We start from the raw sequence: 14,806 nt of genomic DNA, 5'->3' as shown, positions 1-14,806 counted from the left end.
TCAGGCCAGCGGGAGGTAGACCCGGCTCCCCGAGGCGACGAACTCCTCGGACTTGTCCCGCATGCCCCGGGCCGCGTAGTCCTTCAGCTCCTGCGTGATCTTCATCGAACAGAACTTCGGCCCGCACATCGAGCAGAAGTGCGCGGTCTTCGCCGGCTGGGCGGGCAGGGTCGCGTCGTGGTACGCCCGCGCGGTCTCCGGGTCCAGCGAGAGGTTGAACTGGTCCTCCCAGCGGAACTCGAACCGGGCCTTGGAGAGCGCGTCGTCCCGGGCCTGCGCGCCGGGATGCCCCTTGGCCAGGTCGGCCGCGTGCGCCGCGATCTTGTACGCGATCACGCCGGCCTTCACGTCGTCCCGGTCGGGCAGGCCGAGGTGCTCCTTCGGCGTCACGTAGCAGAGCATCGCGGTGCCGAACATACCGATCATCGCCGCGCCGATGGCCGACGTGATGTGGTCGTACGCGGGCGCGATGTCGGTGGTCAGCGGGCCGAGCGTGTAGAACGGGGCCTGGTGGCACCACTCCTGCTGGAGGTCCACGTTCTCCTTGATCTTGTGCATCGGCACGTGTCCCGGACCCTCGATCATCACCTGCACGTCGTGTTCCCAGGCGACGCCGGTCAGCTCCCCGAGGGTCCGCAGCTCGGCGAACTGGGCCTCGTCGTTGGCGTCCGCGATCGAGCCCGGTCGCAACCCGTCGCCGAGGGAGAACGTGACGTCGTAGCGGACCAGGATCTCGCAGAGTTCGGCGAAGTGGGTGTAGAGGAAGTTCTCCTCGTGGTGGGCCAGGCACCAGGCCGCCATGATGGAGCCGCCCCGGGAGACGATCCCGGTCACCCGGTCGACGGCCAGCGGCACGTACGGCAGCAGCACCCCGGCATGCACCGTCATGTAGTCCACGCCCTGCTCGGCCTGCTCGACCACGGTGTCCCGGAACACCTCCCAGCTCAGCTTCACCGGGTCACCGCCGACCTTCTCCAGCGCCTGGTAGATCGGCACCGTCCCGATCGGCACCGGCGAGTTGCGGACGATCGCCTCCCGGGTCTCGTGGATCCGCCGGCCGGTGGAGAGGTCCATCACGGTGTCCGCGCCCCACCGGGTCGCCCAGGTCAGCTTCTCCACCTCCTCGGCGACCGAGGAGGTGACCGCCGAGGTGCCGATGTTGGCGTTCACCTTGACCAGGAACGCCTTCCCGATGATCGCCGGCTCGCACTCGGGATGGTTGACGTTCAGCGGCAGCACGGCCCGTCCGGCCGCGATCTCGTCGCGGACGAACTCCGGGGTCACACCCTCCCGGATCGCCACGAACTCCATCTCCGGGGTGACGATCCCCGCCCGCGCGTACCCGATCTGGGTGGGCCGCTTCCCGGTCACCCCCGCGAGCGGGGTGCCGGCCCCGCGCACCGGGGCGACGTCGCCGCGCTCGGCGATCCACGGCCCACGCAGCGGTGGCAGCCCGACCTCCGGGTCGGAGCCGGGGCCCGATGTGTCGTAGAGCCGCACCGGCGGGTTGTCCCCGGTCAGCTCCACCTCGGCGAAGGGCACCCGGACGTCCGGCCGGGACCCCTCGACGTAGACCTTGCGTCGTGCCTGCATGACAGCCTCCCTGGTGGTCGTCAGGACCAGCCGAAGTGGTCCAGCGGGCCACGGCCCGCGCCCAGTTCCCAGTTCCGCGCGCCGGTCAGCGCGCGGGTGACGTACTCCTTGGCGGTCGCCACCGCCGTCGGCACCGCCTCGCCCGCCGCCAGCCGCACGGCGATCGCCGCCGAGAACGAGCAGCCGGTGCCGTGGTTGTGTCCCGTGTCCACCCGGGGCGCGCGGAGCACGGTGGTCGTCCCGCCGCCGACCAGCACGTCGACCGCCTCGCCGTCGGCGTCCACGTCGCCACCGGTGACCACCACGAACGCCGGGCCGCCGGCCGCGAGCGCCCCGGCGGCGGCGACCATCTCCCCGACCGTGGTCACCGGCGCTCCGGTGAGGGCCTCGGCCTCCGCGCGGTTCGGCGTCACCACCAGCGCGTACGGCAACAGCCGCTCGACCGCCCCGACCACGCCGAGCCGGTGTCCGCTGGTGGCGACGAGCACCGGGTCGACGACCAGGTTCGGCAGCCGCCCGGAGCGGGCCGCCCCGGCCACCACGTCGGCGATCGCCGGGGTGCCGAGCATGCCGGTCTTGACCGCCCGGACCCGGAAGTCACCGAGCACGCTGTCGAGCTGGTCGGTGACCGTGGCCGGAGGCAGCGGCAGGACGGCGTCCACGCCCCGGGTGTTCTGCGCGGTCACGGCGGTGACCACGCTGGTGCCGTACGCGCCGAGCGCGGCGAACGTCTTCAGGTCGGCCTGGATGCCGGCACCGGCACCGGAGTCCGAGCCGGCGATGGTCAGCACGGTCGTCGGGGTCATCGTCGGTCTCCGGTGGGTGCGGTGGGGGGCCGTGGTCGGGCGTGCCCGCCACCTCCGGCGTGAACCGTGGTCGGGGTGGAGGGCTGCGGCCGGACGTGCCCACTCCGGGCGGTCAGGCTTGGTCCCTCCGTGGTCACGCCCGGCCGCAGCCCTGGGTCGGAGACCTTCGTCCCGGCGTGTCGGGTGTCCGGCCTGGTGGCGGCAACCTTCGTCCCTGCGTGTCGGGTGTCCGGCCTGGTGAGGGCCGCCTCCGCGAAGGCGCGGGTCAGCGTGGTCGCCGCCTCGGTCGGGTGCTCGGCGCGCATGAGGGCACCGAGCACGGCCACCCCGACGGCGCCCGCCGCGACGCAGGCGTGCACCTGGTCGGGGGTTCCGATCCCGCCGAGGGCGAGGACCGGCACCGGGCTGGTCCGGATCAGGTCGGCCAGTCCGTCGGGGTGCAGGGGTGGTCCGTAGCCGGGTTTGGTCGGGGTGGGATGGACGGGCGAGACGGTGGCGTAGTCCTCGGTGGTGAGTCGGGCCAGTTCGGCCCGGTCGTGGCAGGAGCGGCCGACCAGGCCGAGTCGGGGCGGCGGGTACGGGCCGGCGGCGGGCAGGTGGACGGCGTCGCCGCCCAGCGGGTCGGGGCCGGCGACGACCAGGGTGCCGCCCGCGTCGGCCAGGATCGCCCGCAGTTCGGCGGCGAGGGCGGCACGCTCGGGACGGGGCAGGTCCTTCTCCCGCAGCACCACCCAGCGCACTCCCCCGGCCACCGCTTGGGCGACGACCTCGGCCAGCCCCCGGTCGGCCGACCGCCGGTCGGTCAACAGCACCACTCCGGACGGGATCGTGGTGGAGACCGGCCCGCCCGGGGGCTGCCGCGCACCACGATCGGGAGCAGGCCGACCGGCGGCGAGCGGGGCGGTCACAGCTCCGGCCGTCCCTCGTCGGCTGTGGACGCCAGGGCGTGGAAGCGGTGCGGGATCCGACCGGCCCGGTACGCCAGCCGTCCCGCCTCGACGGCGTGGCGCATCGCGCCGGCCATCGCCTCCGGATCCGCGGCCCGGGTGACCGCGCTGGCCAGCAGCACCGCGTCGCAGCCGAGTTCCATCGCGAGCGCGGCGTCACTGGCGGTGCCGATGCCCGCGTCCAGGACCACCGGCACGTCAACCTCCTGCCGGATCAGCCGGATGTGGTGCGGATTGGTGACGCCCAGGCCGGAGCCGATCGGCGCGCCGGCCGGCATCACCGCCGCGCAACCCACGTCGACCAGCCGCCGGGCCAGCACCGGATCGTCCGAGGTGTACGGCAGGACGGTGAATCCGTCGTCGACGAGCTGTTCGGCGGCGCGCAGCAGCTCCACCCCGTCGGGCAGGAGGGTCCGCTCGTCGCCGATCACCTCCAGCTTCACCCAGTCGGTGTCGAACGCGTCCCGGGCCAGGTGGGCGACCTTAACCGCCTCCCCGGCGGTGTAGCAGCCGGCGGTGTTGGGCAGCAGCCGCACCCCGCACCGGTCGAGCAGGTCCAGCAGGCCGCCGTGCCCGCTGGTCGGGTCGACCCGGCGCAGCGCCAGGGTGACCAGCTCGGTGCCGGAGGCGCGGATCGCCCGTTCGAGCACGTGCAGGTTGGCCGCGCCGCCGGTGCCCAGGATCAGCCGGGAGGCGAACGTCGTACCACCGAGGACGAAGGACACCGTGCTCACCCGCCCTGCGCCGCGCTGAGCACCTCGACCCGGTCGCCGTCGCGCAGCGCCGTGGCCGGCCAGCCGGTCCGGGGCACCACCTCGCCGTTGACCGCGACCGCCACCCCGCGCTGGTCGGCGGTGACCTCGCGGACCAGGTCCGCCACCGTCGCCGCGTCGGGCAGGATCCGCCCGACGCCGTTGACCGTCAGTTCCACCTGTCGTCCTTCCGTTGCAGATCGCGGACTTCCGTGAGGTGTCCGTGGGTCACGGACCCGTGCGCGTACGCCTTGGTGGGGTCACCGACCGGTCGCCGGCCGGGTGGGCGGGCCGAACCGGTCCGGGGTGAAGGGGGCGAGCATCGCGTCGGGGGTCCCGGTGGTGACCAGGTCGGTGACCAGGTCGGCGGTGACCGGGGTGAGCACGATGCCGTGCCGGTGGTGGCCCGACGCGACCAGCACGCCGGGCCGGCCGGGGAGCGCGCCGACGACCGGGGCGTTGTCCGGAGTGCCGGGACGGAATCCGGCGGTCGTCTCGACCAGGTCGTACTCGGCCAGCTCGGGCAGCAGGTCGACGGCCGCCCGGAGCAGCCGCAGCACCGCCCCGGCGGTGACCGCCGGATCCGTCCGTTCCTCGACGGTCGCCCCGACCACCACCTCCCCGTCGGCACGGGGCACGACGTACACCTGCTCGCCGTCGACGTACCCCCGAACGACGTGCCGGAAGCCCGGCGGGCCGCCACCGGGCGCGCGGAGGCGGAGGATCTGCCCCTTCACGGGCCGGACCGGCAGGCCGGTGAGGGCGGCGGTGCCGCAGCCGGCGGCGACCACGACGGCCGGCGCGACCACCTCGTCGAGCCGGCCGACCGGGGCGTCGACCAGCACCGCGCCGGCCCGCTCGGCGGCGGCGCGCAGTGCCGGCAGCAGGCGGCGGGGGTCGACCTGGTGGTCGCCGGGGGCGAACGCGCCGCCGCGCACCCGGGGCGCGAGCGCCGGCTCACGGTCCCGCAACCCGCTGGGGCGCAGCGCGGTGATCGGCAGCCCCAGCTCCCGCTGGTACGCCCCGAGCCGGCGCACCTCGGCCAGGTCGTCGCCGGTGCGACCGACGATCAGGGTGCCCTCGGTGCGGTAGCCGAGGTCGACGCCGCTGGCGGCGGTCAGCTCGGCGGCGAATGCCGGCCAGCGGGCGGCGGACTCGACGAGCAGCCCGGTCAGCGCGGTCTCCCCGAAGTACGCCTCGGCGACCGGGGCGAGCATCCCGGCGGCCACGGTGGACGCCCCCGACCCGGACGCCGGGTCGTGCACGGTCACCGTCAGTCCCCGCGCGGCGCAGCGCCACGCGATCGCCCACCCGACGACTCCACCCCCCACCACCGCCACCTCCGGTGCAAGCAGGGGACCCCTGTTACCGCTTTTTGATGAGCAAGGGCCCCCTGCTACCACCTGAGGGCTCCGAGCAGCTCGGCCGTCGCGCGGGCCGGGTCGGCGGCGGTGGAGAGCGCCCCGACCACCGCCACCCCGTACGCCCCGGCGGCGCGCAGCGCCGGCACCGTCGCCGCGGTCACTCCGCCGATGGCGATCACCGGCACCGGCACCGCGTCGGCCACCGCGCGTATCCCGTCCGGACCGATCGGTGCCGGCAGGCCGTCCTTCGTGGTGGTCGCGTGACAGGGACCCACGCCGAGGTAGCCGGCCCCGGCAGCGACCGCCCGCGCGGCGGCGACCGGTTCCCGGGCGGTCGCGCCGAGCACCGCGTCGGGGCCGAGCACCTGGCGGGCCGCGTCGACCGGCAGATCGTCCGCGCCGACGTGTCCGCCCGCCGCGCCGGCCGCGAGCGCCACGTGCAACCGGTCGTTGACCAGGCACGTCGCGCCGACCGGCCGGCACAGGTCGAGGATCCGGCAGGTCAGGTCGTACGCCTCGCGGTCGGTGGCGGAGTCCTCGACCCGGACCTGCACCACCAGCTCGGAGCCGGCGACGCCGAGGGCGGCCCGGACCACGGCGAGCGGATCGCGCCCGGGGCGGGTGTCGGTGACAAGATGCAGTCGTCCCAGGGACGGCACGGCAACTCTCCTCCCTGCGCCGGCATTACCCGGATCAGGTTCGACGGTCGGGGGCTCCCAGCCCCCCTCTCAGCCCGGTCCACCGGGCTCCCGTGGGTTACTTGCGTGCCACACCGTACGACGGATCGGGGAATCCGCCAAGGAAGCCATGTCCGTTTTTCCACAGGTCGGGGTGATTCTTCCGCACCGACGACAGTGGAGAAAATCTCACAATTACCCTTTGGGGGCAGCGCGTGACCATCCGGTCACGGCATGCTGTCCTGATGCCGCGCCTACCCCAGGTTCCGCCCGGTCTCGAGTCCCGGCCCTTCCGCGGCAGCATCGCCGTGGCCCACGGCCTTCTCACCTGGACGATGCTGCGCGGACGCGCCTGGCAGCGGCTGCTGCCGGACGTCTACGTACACCGGGCGGCCCACCGACCGGACGACCATCGCGTGTGGTGCGAGGCCGTGGCGCTGGTGCTCCCGGCCGGCGCCGCGATCGCCGGGCTGAGCGCGGCGTACCTGTGGGGCGCCGGTCTGCTGCCGCCGGACGCGCCGGTCACCGTGGTGCTGCCCCGGTCGGCCCGGATGCGCCCGCACGCCCGGGTGGCCGTCACCCGCTCGGTCCTGCCCGAGGCCGATCTGACCGTCCACACCGGGTTGCCGGTCACCACCGCGCTCCGGACGGCATTCGACCTGGGTCGCCGGCCGCCGCGCACCGAGGCGGTGGTCGCCGTCGACACGCTGCTGCACCACCGTGTGGTGGACCTGCCCGCCCTGCGGGCGTACGCTGCCGGCCGCGCCGGCTGGCCCGGGCTGCCGCTGCTGCGGGAGGTGCTCTCGCTCGCCGATCCGCTCGCCGGGTCCCCGATGGAGACCCGGCTGCGCCTGCTCCTGCTCGACGCCGGGCTACCCACGCCGGCAGTGCGACACGACGTACGCGACGCCCTGGGCCAGCTCGTCGGCCGGGTGGACCTCGCCTACCCCACCCGCCGGGTCGCGGTCGAGTACGAACCCGGCCCGCCCCGCGACCCGGCGTGGCTCCGTCGGGAGGCGAACCGGTTCCACGCGCTGCGCGCCGCGGGCTGGCGGGTGTTCCGCTGCACCTCCGACGACGTGCTCCGCCACCCTGCCCGGACCGCCCGGATGGTGGCCGCCGCGCTGCGCGGACGACCCGCGCAACGGGTCAACGGTCTGGTCTGAACCGACCGCCGGCCGGCGCGACACGGGCGGCTGCTCCGCCATCCGGGTCCGCCTCCGACGGTCGGTGCGTGACCGACCGTCAGAGAAGGGCGCGCAGGGCGGCCAGGTCGTCGTCGTCCGGTTGCCAGGCACCGGCCTCGGCGTTGGCCCGTACCTGCTCCGGCGTGGTGGCCCCGGCGATCACCGAGGTGACCGCCGGCTGGGCGGCCAGCCCACCGATGGCCACCTGGAGCATGGTCAGCCCTCGCTGGTCGGCGTACGCCCCGATGGCTTCGATGGTGTCCCAGTCGGCGGTGGCGAACCGCTGCGCGTACCGTCCGCCCCCGGAGAGTCGGCTTCCCGCCGGAGGCTGCTCGCCGCGCCGGTACTTGCCGGTGAGCAGGCCGTCGGCGAGCGGGAAGAACGGCAGCAGCCCGAGCCCGAACCGCTCGCACGCCGGCACCACCTCGGTCTCCACCGCACGTTCCAGCAGGCTGTAGTGGTTCTGGGCGCTGACGAAGCGGGTCGTGCCGGCGGTCCGGGCGGTCCAGTCCGCGTCGGCGATCTGCCAGCCGCTGAAGTTCGAGTTGCCCAGGTAGCGGACCTTGCCGGCGCGGACCAGGTCGTCCAGGGCGGCGAGGGTCTCCTCGACCGGGGTGCCCGGGTCGGGCTCGTGCATCTGGTAGAGGTCGATGTGGTCGGTGCCGAGTCGGCGCAGGGACGCCTCGACCGCGCGGGCGACGTACCGGCGGGCACCGCGCGCGCCGTGGTCCGGACCGTTCATGCCGTGCATGTCCATCCCGAACTTGGTGGCCAGCACCACGTCGTCGCGCCGCCCGCGCAGGGCCGCACCGAGCATCTCCTCCGAGCCGCCCTGCGGCTGGCCGTAGATGTCGGCGGTGTCGAAGAAGTTGATGCCGGCGTCGAGGGCGGCGTCCACCACCGCACGGGTCCCGGCGAGGTCGAGCTTGCGGCCGAAGTTGTTGCAGCCGACACCGACCACGGACACCACGAGCCCCGAGTCGCCCAGCCGGCGGAAGGTCATCTCAGTCACGAGATCAACTCTATGCGGCGATGGTTGCAGGGGTCCCCTGCTACTCAAAAAGCGGTAACAAGGGTCCCCTGCTACCACCCACCCCCACGCCTGCTACCAGCTACCCCCGCCCCTGCTACCACCCCACTCGCGGCAACCGCTGGAGCTCAGCCGACGTCCCAGACCGGTTCCGGGGTCTCGCGGACCTCGCCGTCGCCGGCGAAGAGGACGAAACGGTCGAAGGTGCGGGTGAACCAGCGGTCGTGGGTGACCGCGACCACCGTGCCGGCGAACGCCTTCAACCCCTCTTCGAGGGCCTCGGCGCTGGCCAGGTCGAGGTTGTCGGTGGGCTCGTCGAGCAGCAGCAGCGTCGCCCCGGACAGCTCCAGCAGCAGCACCAGGAACCGGGCCTGCTGCCCACCGGAGAGGGTGCCGAACCGCTGGTCGCCCTGGCCGGCCAGTTCGTACCGGCCGAGGGCGGCCATCGCGGTGTGCCGGTCCATGCCGGCCCGGTGCTCGTCACCCCGCCAGAGGATCTCGACGAGGGTCTTGGCCATCAGTTCGGGCCGGTCGTGGGTCTGCGAGAAGTGCCCGGGGCGGACCCGGGCGCCGAGCCGGACCACCCCGTCGTGGGCGACCGGGGCGAGCGCGGCGGCCCCGTCGACCGGACCGTTCGCCGGGTCCGGGTCGGTGCCGCCCCGGGCCAGCAGGCGCAGGAAGTGCGACTTGCCGGTGCCGTTCGCGCCGAGCACCGCGACCCGGTCGCCGTACCAGATCTCCAGGTCGAAGGGGTAGGTCAGGCCGTCCAACTCCAGGGCCTCGCAGATCACCGCACGCTTGCCGGTCCGCCCGCCGGTCAGGCGCATCCGGATGTCCTGGTCCTTCGGGGGTACGGGCGGCGGCCCGGCCTCCTCGAACTTGCGCAACCGGGTCTGCGCGGCCTGGTAGCGGGACGCCAGCCCGTCGTTGTACGCGGCCTTCTGCTTGTACATCAGCATCAGCTCGCGCAGTTTCTGGTGTTCCTCGTCCCAGCGGCGGCGCTGCTCGTCGAGGCGGGCGTGCCGGGCCACCCGGGCGTCGTACCAGGTCGCGAAGCTGCCCGGGTGCACCCAGGCGCTGCCGCCCTCCACGGCGACCACCCGGTCGGCGGTCTGGGCCAGCAGTTCCCGGTCGTGCGAGACGTACAGCACGGACTTGGTGGACTCGCGCAGCCGCGCCTCCAGCCATCGTTTGCCGGGCACGTCGAGGAAGTTGTCCGGCTCGTCGAGCAGGAGCACCTCGTCGGGGCCGCGCAGGAGCAGTTCCAGGGCGAAACGTTTCTGCTGGCCGCCGGAGAGCGTCCGCACCGGACGGTCCCGGGCGGCGTCCCAGGGCAGGCCGAGGACGATGGTGGCGACGGTGTCGAAGAGCACCTCCGCGTCGTAGCCGCCGACCTCGCCCCAGGCGGCCAACGCGTCCGCGTACGCGAGCTGCGCCTTGCCGGCGGCGGTGCTGTACTTGCCGCGCACCTCGGCGGTCCGCATCGCCGCCTCGGTCTCGACCAGCCGGCGGCCGGCGTCGCGCAGCGCGGGCGGGGCGAGGCCGAGCGCCAGGTCGGCGAGGGTGGAGTCGTCTCCGATCATGCCGATGAACTGCCGCATCACGCCGAGCCCACCCGCGCGGGCCACGCCACCGACGGCGACCGGCAGGTCTCCGGCGACCATCCGCAGCAGGGTCGTCTTGCCCGCCCCGTTCGGCCCGACCAGGGCGACCTTGGCCCCCTCACCGACCCGGAACGACACGTCGGCGAAGAGTTCCCGACCGTCCGGCAGGGTGTGCGCCACCCCGGCCACGTCCACGTATCCCACCCGGGCATCCTGCCCGAGCGACACGGGCCCGGGACATCCATTTACCGGGTGACGCGGAGCACCCGGTAGCCCTTCTGACTGGCGTGCCGGACGACCTGCCAGCCCTGGTCGGTGAGCCAGCCGTGCAGCGAGTCGCCGCCGAGGTGCCGGGCGACCACGAGCCAGGCGACGCCGTCCGGGGCGAGCCGGGGCAGCCAGCGCAGCAGCAGGGTGTGCAGTTCCTCCTTGCCGACCCGGATCGGCGGGTTGGACCAGAGCTGGGCGAAGGTGACGTCGTCGGGTACATCGTCCGGCGCGGCCACCCGCACCCGTCCGGCGGCCCCGACCCGGGCGGCGTTGCCGGCGGTGAGTTCCCGGGCGCGCTCGTTGACGTCGACCGCCCAGACCGTCGCCGCCGGGGCGTGGGTGGCGAGGACGCAGGTGATCGGCCCGAATCCGCAGCCGAGGTCGAGCAGCGCCCCGGCGGTCTCCGGCGTGGGCAGCTCGGCCTTGCGCAGCAGGACCGCGGTGCCCGGGTCGAGGCGGTCGGCGGAGAAGACCCCGCCGGCGGAGTCCAGGGTGTAGTCGCGCCCGGCGACGGAGAACTCGACCTGCCGCGGCTGGGGCAGGCTCGCGGGGCGGGAGCTGAAGTAGTGGTCGCCGGTCACGTCCGCATTCTCCCGCACCGGCGTGGAGGGGCCGGCACCGACGTTCTGCTGTCCGGAGCGGAGCGTCCAGGGCTAATTTCCCGTTTTAACCCCCGAAAGGAGTAATGCACTTAATCTGAGGCCATGGTGTACCGGTACGAGTCCGATGAGGACGCATTGCAGGGGCTTCCGCACTCCGGAGCCGACCCGTCGGTGGCCCGCGCGCGACGCGCCTCCGCCGGCCCCTCCCCCTCCCGCTTCCCGACGCCGGACCTGCCCCCGGTCCCCCGGGTGACTGCCGAGCCGGCCCGGGCCGCCGTTCCGGTGCCACCCCCGGGCATGCCGGTGCCCGAGGAGAGCCCTGCTCCCGCCGCCCCGCCCGAACCGCAGCCCATCGGCCCGGAACCCGCCGCACCCCAGGCCGCCGCACCCCAGGCCGTCGCGCCCCAGACCTTCGCGCCACAGGCCGCCGCGCCTCAGAGCTTCGCGCCACCGTCCGCCGCAGCTCAGACTGTTGACCCGGAGCGGGCCGCCGGGGCGGAGAGCGCCACGCAGCCGGCCGCAGCGTCCGCTGTGGTGTCCCCGACGGTACGCGTCCCCCGGATGGGTGGCCGGCTGTGGCAGGTGGTGGTGGGGGGCGCGGCGGTCCTGGTGCTCCTGGCCATCTGCGGCCTCGGCACCGCCGCCGTGTTCATGGAACGAGACTCGGCGTCGGAGTCACAGATCCCACCGCCAGCCCAGCCCGACGCGGCGCGCACCGAGGAGCCGGCCCGGACCGACCTGGACTCACGCGACACCGACCCGCTGCCGCTGACCGCGCGGGAGGTGTTCCCGGGCCAGCAACTGGTCGTCGCCGACGGGCAACCGGCGTACCAGGTCCTCAAGACCCACTCCAGCGCGAGCTGCGCGGTGGCGGCCACCGACGACCTCGCCGACCTGCTGGTCCGGCTCGGTTGCAACCAGGTCGTCCGGGGCACCGTCCGGGCACCGGACGGCGAGCACCTGGCCACCGCCGGGCTGTTGAACCTCACCGACCAGGCCACCGCCGAACGGGTCCGGGAACGGATCCGGGAGATCCTCCAGGAGCGCCGGGGCCGGTTCCTGGCCCTGGAGGCCGGCGACGAGACCGAGGCGTTGACCACCGCCGCGGCCCGGGTCGCCTGGCAGGTACGTGGCCACTACATCGCCTACTGCCTGGTGGTCCGGGCGGACGGTCAGCCGGTCGGCGCGAACGACCCGGAGGCGAAGCAGGTGCTCCACGACCTGATCGAGCGTCACCTCGACAAGGGCGTGCTGGAGCGTCGGGCCGAGGGCGACCTCGTCCAGCCCAACCCGGAGGGGACCAGGAGAACGGACCCGGACACCAACGACGACTGAGTCGCCCGCGCGGCGGTCGGGGTCAGGACGTGCTCGGCACCCGCAGGCGACGGGTGAGGTCGGCGCGGCGCGCGTACTCCGTCGGGTCGTCGGGGTAGCCGACCGCGACCAGGGTCAGCCCGTGCGCAGGCGCCACGGTCACCTCACTCGACCGTTCCCGCCGGCTCAGCAGGCTCGCCGGCCAGTCGACCGGGCGTCGGCCGTCCCCGGCGACCAGCATCGCCCCGACCAGGCTGCGCACCATCGCCTGGCAGAACGCGTCCGCCTGCACGGTGGCGACCAGCAGGCCGTCGGGGTCCCGTCGCCAGTCCAGCCGGGTCACCTCGCGCAGCGTGGTGGCGTTCTCCTTGCGCTTGCAGTACGCGGCGAAGTCGTGCTCGCCCACCAGCCCGGCCGCGGCGGCGTTCAACGCCGCCAGGTCCAGCGGGCGCGGCCAGGCCAGCACCTCGTGCCGGCGCAGCGGCTCGGCGCCCCACGGGGCGTCGGTCACCCGGTACTCGTAGCGCCGGAAGGTCGCCGAGAACCGGGCGTCGAAGTCGGCGGGCACCTCGGTCATCGCCCGGATCCGCACGTCCGGCGGGAGCAGCCGGGCGAGCCGGCGCAGCAGACCGCCCTCGTGCGCCTGCCACACCTCGGCGGGCAGGTCGAGGTGGCACACCTGGCCGCTGGCGTGGACCCCGGCGTCGGTCCGGCCGGCCACGGTCAGTCCGGTCGCGACGCCCGCCCCGAGCACCAGGTCCAGGGTCGCGGTGAGCACCCCGGCCACCGTCCGCCGCTCCGGCTGCGCGGCCCACCCCGAGAAACCGGTGCCGTCGTACGCGACGTCCAGCCGAAGCCGGATCCGCTCCTCCACTCGTACCTCCGCGTCATGCATCGGGCCCGGCACCCCGAAGGGTGCCGGGCCCGATGGTGGCCTCATGCTCAGGCCTTGTCGTTCTCGCCGGCCTCGTCGCTGTCCTCGCGGGCGGCGGCGGTGTCGCCGGACGCCGACACCGGGGCCTCGGCGTCCTGGTCGCCGCTCTTGGCCTGCGGAGCCTCGTCGGCCGGGGCGAGCGCCTCGACCTTGTCCTGCTGCGCGGCCTTGCGGGCGGCGGTCTTCCGGTTCGCCTTGGCCTCGGCGACCTGAAGCTCCTCGACCAGCTCGATGATCGCCATCGGCGCGGCGTCACCCTTGCGCGGACCGGTCTTCACGATCCGGGTGTAGCCACCGTTGCGGTTGGCGTACCGGGGCGCGATCTGGTCGAACAGGGCGTAGACCACGTCCTTGTCCTTGACGACGCCCAGCACCCGCCGCCGCGAGGCCAGGTCACCGCGCTTGGCCTTGGTGATGAGCTGCTCGGCCAGCGGACGCAGCCGCCGGGCCTTCGTCTCGGTGGTCTGGATCTTGCCGTGCTGGAACAGCGCGGTGGCCAGGTTGGCCAGCATCAGCCGCTCGTGCGCGGGGCTGCCGCCGAGGCGGGGGCCCTTGGTGGGCGTGGGCATGCCTGTTGCTCCTCGTTTAGATGCTCAGCCGCGGTTACAGCTGCTCGGTCTCGCGGTAGTCGTCGGTGTCGTAGTCAGCCTCGCCGAAGGTGTCCACGACGTGTGCCGGGTCGAAGTTGGGCGCGGAGTCCTTCAGGCCCAGCCCCATCCCGGCGAGCTTCATCTTGACCTCGTCGATCGACTTCTGACCGAAATTGCGGATGTCGAGGAGGTCGGCCTCGGTGCGCCCGATCAGCTCACCGACGGTGTTGATGCCCTCGCGCTTCAGGCAGTTGTACGAGCGGACGGTGAGGTCCAGCTCCTCGATCGGCAGGGCCAGGTCCGCCGCGAGCTGGGCGTCCTGCGGGGACGGCCCGATGTCGATGCCCTCGGCGGTCTCGTCCAGCTCCCGGGCCAGCCCGAAGAGCTCCACCAGCGTCGAACCGGCGGAGGCCAGCGCGGTACGCGGCCCCATCGACGGCTTGGTCTCGACGTCGATGATCAGCCGGTCGAAGTCGGTCCGCTGCTCGACCCGGGTCGCCTCGACACGGTAGGTGACCTTCAGGACCGGCGAGTAGATCGAGTCGACCGGGATCCGGCCGATCTCCGCGCCGGCCTGCTTGTTCTGCGCCGCCGTGACGTAGCCGCGACCCCGCTCGACGGTCAGCTCCATGTCGAGCCGGCCCTTGCCGTTGAGGGTGGCGAGCTTCAGCTCCGGGTTGTGCACCGAGACGCCGGCCGGGGGCTGGATGTCGCCCGCGGTCACGTCGCCCGGACCCTGCTTACGCAGGTACATGCTGACCGGCTCGTCGTGCTCGGAGCTGACGCAGAGCTCCTTGATGTTCATGACGAGCTCGACCACGTCCTCCTTGACACCGGGGATCGTGGTGAACTCGTGCAGCACGCCGTCGATCTTGATCGAGGTCACCGCCGCACCCGGGATGGACGACAGCAGCGTACGCCGCAGCGAGTTGCCCAGGGTGTAGCCGAAGCCCGGCTCCAGCGGCTCGATGGTGAACCGGGACCGGGTCTCGTTGATCGACTCTTCGGAGAGGGTCGGTCGCTGGCTGATGAGCATGTCTTCTCTTCTCTTCCGGGGCGCCCGCCATATGACGCCCACGACAAACTGTTCCGGTGGTCCGCCCCGGGAGGGGACGGACCACCGCAACGAGCTCCGA

The 14,806-nt window shown here is 73.7% G+C and carries 14 protein-coding genes, 1 pseudogene and 1 riboswitch; of the genes and pseudogenes, 2 read left to right on the top strand and 13 right to left on the bottom strand.

The annotated features are described in order from the left end of the window. The 7 genes and pseudogenes from thiC to thiE all read right to left on the bottom strand — a co-directional run bounded on the left by thiC (window position 1) and on the right by thiE (window position 6,121). Entirely contained in the window at window positions 1–1,593 is a 1,593-nt protein-coding gene (gene thiC, locus GA0070618_RS14350; protein WP_088982079.1) for a phosphomethylpyrimidine synthase ThiC, read from the bottom strand. 20 nt (window positions 1,594–1,613) lie between these two features. Next, on the bottom strand, window positions 1,614–2,399 hold the full coding sequence (gene thiD / locus GA0070618_RS14345) for a bifunctional hydroxymethylpyrimidine kinase/phosphomethylpyrimidine kinase (protein ID WP_088982078.1): 786 nt from the start codon (window positions 2,397–2,399) through the stop codon (window positions 1,614–1,616). Between the two features lie 241 nt (window positions 2,400–2,640). Further along, a pseudogene (locus tag GA0070618_RS14340) lies at window positions 2,641–3,226 on the bottom strand (thiamine phosphate synthase); the annotation flags it as partial. Between the two features lie 77 nt (window positions 3,227–3,303). Continuing rightward, window positions 3,304–4,080 carry a thiazole synthase gene (locus tag GA0070618_RS14335; RefSeq protein ID WP_088982077.1) on the bottom strand — a complete coding sequence of 259 codons (777 nt, stop codon included), beginning with the start codon at window positions 4,078–4,080 and terminating at the stop codon, window positions 3,304–3,306. Then, entirely contained in the window at window positions 4,077–4,277 is a 201-nt protein-coding gene (thiS, locus tag GA0070618_RS14330; RefSeq protein ID WP_088982076.1) for a sulfur carrier protein ThiS, read from the bottom strand. Before thiS ends, GA0070618_RS14335 begins: the two co-directional genes overlap by 4 nt. A gap of 81 nt (window positions 4,278–4,358) precedes the next feature. After that, window positions 4,359–5,501 carry a glycine oxidase ThiO gene (gene thiO, locus GA0070618_RS14325; RefSeq protein WP_172900295.1) on the bottom strand — a complete coding sequence of 381 codons (1,143 nt, stop codon included), beginning with the start codon at window positions 5,499–5,501 and terminating at the stop codon, window positions 4,359–4,361. Continuing rightward, window positions 5,495–6,121 (bottom strand): thiamine phosphate synthase, encoded by a 627-nt coding sequence (gene thiE, locus GA0070618_RS14320; protein WP_088982074.1) that lies wholly within the window; start codon window positions 6,119–6,121, stop codon window positions 5,495–5,497. The genes thiO and thiE overlap by 7 nt, the downstream gene beginning before the upstream one ends. Further along, a riboswitch (TPP riboswitch) is annotated at window positions 6,116–6,225 on the bottom strand. (Overlaps the previous gene by 6 nt.) A 159-nt stretch (window positions 6,226–6,384) precedes the next feature. Between thiE and GA0070618_RS14315 the strand changes: the two genes are divergently transcribed. Then, a complete protein-coding gene (locus GA0070618_RS14315) occupies window positions 6,385–7,305 on the top strand; it encodes a hypothetical protein (RefSeq protein ID WP_088982073.1) in 921 nt (306 codons plus the stop codon). Between the two features lie 79 nt (window positions 7,306–7,384). Here GA0070618_RS14315 and GA0070618_RS14310 read toward each other — a convergent pair whose 3' ends face one another. The 3 genes from GA0070618_RS14310 to GA0070618_RS14300 form a co-directional block, all read right to left on the bottom strand. Further along, the gene (locus GA0070618_RS14310; RefSeq protein WP_088982072.1) at window positions 7,385–8,329 is read right to left on the bottom strand and encodes an aldo/keto reductase; all 945 of its coding nucleotides are present in this window, start codon (window positions 8,327–8,329) and stop codon (window positions 7,385–7,387) included. Window positions 8,330–8,484: 155 nt separating this feature from the next. Next, window positions 8,485–10,164: an ABC-F family ATP-binding cassette domain-containing protein gene (locus GA0070618_RS14305; protein WP_088985521.1), complete on the bottom strand. Its 1,680-nt coding sequence runs from the start codon at window positions 10,162–10,164 to the stop codon at window positions 8,485–8,487. Window positions 10,165–10,205: 41 nt separating this feature from the next. Next, entirely contained in the window at window positions 10,206–10,811 is a 606-nt protein-coding gene (locus GA0070618_RS14300; protein WP_088985520.1) for a class I SAM-dependent methyltransferase, read from the bottom strand. A 123-nt stretch (window positions 10,812–10,934) separates the two neighbouring features. Between GA0070618_RS14300 and GA0070618_RS33475 the strand changes: the two genes are divergently transcribed. Then, window positions 10,935–12,167: a hypothetical protein gene (locus GA0070618_RS33475; protein WP_143740244.1), complete on the top strand. Its 1,233-nt coding sequence runs from the start codon at window positions 10,935–10,937 to the stop codon at window positions 12,165–12,167. A 22-nt stretch (window positions 12,168–12,189) separates the two neighbouring features. On the opposite strand, the gene truA is transcribed toward GA0070618_RS33475, so the two are convergent. From truA to GA0070618_RS14280, 3 genes are all read right to left on the bottom strand, one after another. After that, window positions 12,190–13,020, bottom strand: a complete 831-nt coding sequence (gene truA / locus GA0070618_RS14290) for a tRNA pseudouridine(38-40) synthase TruA (protein ID WP_088982070.1) — start codon at window positions 13,018–13,020, stop codon at window positions 12,190–12,192. 68 nt (window positions 13,021–13,088) lie between these two features. Beyond that, window positions 13,089–13,649 (bottom strand): 50S ribosomal protein L17, encoded by a 561-nt coding sequence (rplQ, locus tag GA0070618_RS14285; protein WP_088982069.1) that lies wholly within the window; start codon window positions 13,647–13,649, stop codon window positions 13,089–13,091. A gap of 34 nt (window positions 13,650–13,683) precedes the next feature. Beyond that, entirely contained in the window at window positions 13,684–14,706 is a 1,023-nt protein-coding gene (locus tag GA0070618_RS14280) for a DNA-directed RNA polymerase subunit alpha (RefSeq protein ID WP_088982068.1), read from the bottom strand. Window positions 14,707–14,806: the final 100 nt, after the last annotated feature.

Source organism: Micromonospora echinospora, assembly GCF_900091495.1.
Classification (GTDB): domain Bacteria; phylum Actinomycetota; class Actinomycetes; order Mycobacteriales; family Micromonosporaceae; genus Micromonospora; species Micromonospora echinospora.
This window is presented reverse-complemented; position numbering and strand designations above follow the sequence as displayed.

What these genes read in the sequence shown, in the direction of transcription:
- GA0070618_RS14280 (WP_088982068.1), bottom strand. Translation starts at nt 14,706, where the DNA reads ATGCTCATCAGCCAGCGACCGACCCTCTCCGAAGAGTCGATCAACGAG.
- thiC (WP_088982079.1), bottom strand. Translation starts at nt 1,593, where the DNA reads ATGCAGGCACGACGCAAGGTCTACGTCGAGGGGTCCCGGCCGGACGTC.
- rplQ (WP_088982069.1), bottom strand. Translation starts at nt 13,649, where the DNA reads ATGCCCACGCCCACCAAGGGCCCCCGCCTCGGCGGCAGCCCCGCGCAC.
- thiD (WP_088982078.1), bottom strand. Translation starts at nt 2,399, where the DNA reads ATGACCCCGACGACCGTGCTGACCATCGCCGGCTCGGACTCCGGTGCC.
- GA0070618_RS33475 (WP_143740244.1), top strand. Translation starts at nt 10,935, where the DNA reads ATGGTGTACCGGTACGAGTCCGATGAGGACGCATTGCAGGGGCTTCCG.
- GA0070618_RS14315 (WP_088982073.1), top strand. Translation starts at nt 6,385, where the DNA reads ATGCCGCGCCTACCCCAGGTTCCGCCCGGTCTCGAGTCCCGGCCCTTC.
- GA0070618_RS14310 (WP_088982072.1), bottom strand. Translation starts at nt 8,329, where the DNA reads ATGACCTTCCGCCGGCTGGGCGACTCGGGGCTCGTGGTGTCCGTGGTC.